Annotated in this window: 3 protein-coding genes and 1 pseudogene; all 4 read right to left on the reverse strand. The window is 64.0% G+C overall.

The window, feature by feature from the left end:
* A partial coding sequence (locus EN893_RS29825; protein WP_206640194.1) for an inorganic diphosphatase occupies positions 1 to 307 on the reverse strand: 307 nt, incomplete at its 3' end.
* A gap of 112 nt (positions 308 to 419) precedes the next feature.
* Positions 420 to 926 carry a GNAT family N-acetyltransferase gene (locus tag EN893_RS29830; protein ID WP_013528996.1) on the reverse strand — a complete coding sequence of 169 codons (507 nt, stop codon included), beginning with the start codon at positions 924 to 926 and terminating at the stop codon, positions 420 to 422.
* A gap of 307 nt (positions 927 to 1,233) precedes the next feature.
* Positions 1,234 to 1,872, reverse strand: coding sequence for a TPM domain-containing protein (locus tag EN893_RS29835; RefSeq protein ID WP_127271483.1), 639 nt, complete (start codon positions 1,870 to 1,872; stop codon positions 1,234 to 1,236).
* Positions 1,873 to 1,880: 8 nt separating this feature from the next.
* Positions 1,881 to 2,275, reverse strand: a pseudogene (locus EN893_RS29840) (hypothetical protein); the annotation flags it as partial.

Here is a 2,275-nt window from a genome sequence, read left to right on the forward strand (position 1 = left end):
CCTGGCCGGCATTGTCTTCCATGATCAGCACGCCGATCGGCCTGACGTTGATGACGCAGCCCGGCACCAGGGCGCGCGTGTTGCAGACCAGCACGTCGATCGGATCGCCGTCGCCCGACAGCGTGTGCGGCACGAAGCCGTAATTGCCGGGGTAGCGCATCGAGGTGTGCAGGAAGCGGTCGACGAACAGCGTGCCGGCTTCCTTGTCCATCTCATACTTGATCGGCTCGCCGCCGATCGGCACCTCGATGATGACGTTGACGTCCTCAGGCGGGTTCTTTCCGCTGGCTATGGCTTCAATGCGCATGGCTTAAATCCCTCTCTCGATGGACGATCGATAGCGGGCGGCGCGTCATGGTGCAATGCGGCGAATGGTGCTGGCTGAAATCGGGAGACGCAATGGCCGAAGGGCCGGGCTGTCATTCCCAGACGAAAGCGACCTTCTTGAGCGCCTTCTGCTCGAAGATCTCGACGCCTTCCGCAACATCGCGGCCGCCGGCGCCGGCATAAAAGGCGAGTGCGTTCTGGTTGTCTTCCAGCGCCCACACGACCATGCCTTTCAGCCCGTGATCGGCCAACCGCGCCTTGGCTGCCGAAAACAGGCGGCTGCCGAGCCCGATGCCCTGATATTCCGGCCGCAGGTACAATTCGTAGATTTCGCCTTGCTGCCTGAGTTCACGGGCGCGGTTCTTGCCGATCGTCGCATAGCCGGCGATCTTTCCGCCGATCTCGACCACCAGAACAGTGGCGGCGCGGCGAATCGCATTCGCCCACCAGTCGGCACCTCGACGGTTGATCATCGATGTCAGGGTGCGGTGCGGAATGATGCCGGAATAGGCGCCGCGCCAGGCCTCCAGATGCACCTCGGCGATGGCACTGGCATCGCGCGGGTCGGCTTTCCGGATGTCGATCGTCAGCGTATTCATGATTTGTTAACCATAAACCCGCATCGCCCGATTGCAAGAGTCCCGGCGGCCCGCCGGCTGCTTTCTCACAGGCGATCATGGCACTGATGAGATCAGGCAAAGCCTGCTTGAAAACGCGCTCAGCCGAGGCGGATGGCGTGGCCTTCGAGAACCGGAGAGGAGCGTTGTTTTGCACGTGAGCACCGGCCTACGCCGGCCGAAGCCTGCCTGCCAAGGCCGCTTATGAGTGAGTGCTTCGGTCGGCGAAAGCCGGAAGCGCAGAAAACCGCGTCAGGCGTCCGGCTGAGTAGCGTTTGCAGGCGGGCTTTCAGATTTCGACGAGATGGTCGTCAAGTTCGTTGCTGTCGCCCACCGTGACCGGGAAATGCTCGGCCAGCACCGCACCCACCTGCTCGATCGCCTTGACGAAGCCGTCGGCAAGCCGGTCGTCGCCGGCATGCGCGGTAAGGTCGCGCACGACACCGTCCCAGACATGCTGGCCGACCTTGGCGTCGATGCCCGAATCGGCAACCACTTCGGCGTAGCGTTCAGCGATCGAGACGAAGACCAGCACGCCGGTGCGCGCCGTGGTGCGGTGGACGTTGCGGGCAAGGAACTGCTTGCTCGCGTTGGCGTGCGCCGCCTGGTAGCGCAGCCGCCTCGGCACCAGATGGATGCGCAGGCCGGGCAGCGCCCACAACAAGGCCAGCACGCAGGCAAGCGCCAGGAGCTGGGCGAGGACGAAATGCGGCAGCCGGATCGACAGCCACCAGGCCTCCAGACCGTAGCCGACCGCCAGGCTGACGATCAGCATGCACACGGTCGCCATGAAGGCGGCCGGGAAGAAATAGCCGTCGCTGGCATGCGCCACGACGCAGTAGATCTCGCCGTCGGTTTTCTCCTCGGCGGCGCGGATCGTGGTTGCGATGCGCTCATGATCCTGCGGGCTGATTGGTCGTGTTGCCATGATATGTCTCACCAGCTTCCTGAAGAACCGCCACCACCCGATGAGCCGCCGCCACCGGAAAACCCGCCACCGCCGCTTGATCCCGAAGACCAGCCACCACCGGAGCTCCCCGACGACCAGCCGCCCGAAGACGAACCCGTTGTCCAGCCACTGCTGCCCGAGTACCCGCTCGGCCCACGGCCGTAACGAAACGTCATGCCCAGCCATCTGTACACGCCCGGCGACAGCTTCGTGCCCAACATCGGCGGCAGGAACGCCATCGCCAACCCGCCGAAAAACATCGTCGCCCACAGGATCAGGAACACGGCAACGATCGGATCGATGGACGTGCCGTCATCGGCGGGATTGCGCTTGCCTCGCGCTTCCAGCTCCTCCGGATTGCCTTCCAGCACCATGACCATGT

It is taken from the genome of Mesorhizobium sp. M7A.F.Ca.CA.004.04.2.1, assembly GCF_004022825.1.
GTDB lineage: Bacteria > Pseudomonadota > Alphaproteobacteria > Rhizobiales > Rhizobiaceae > Mesorhizobium.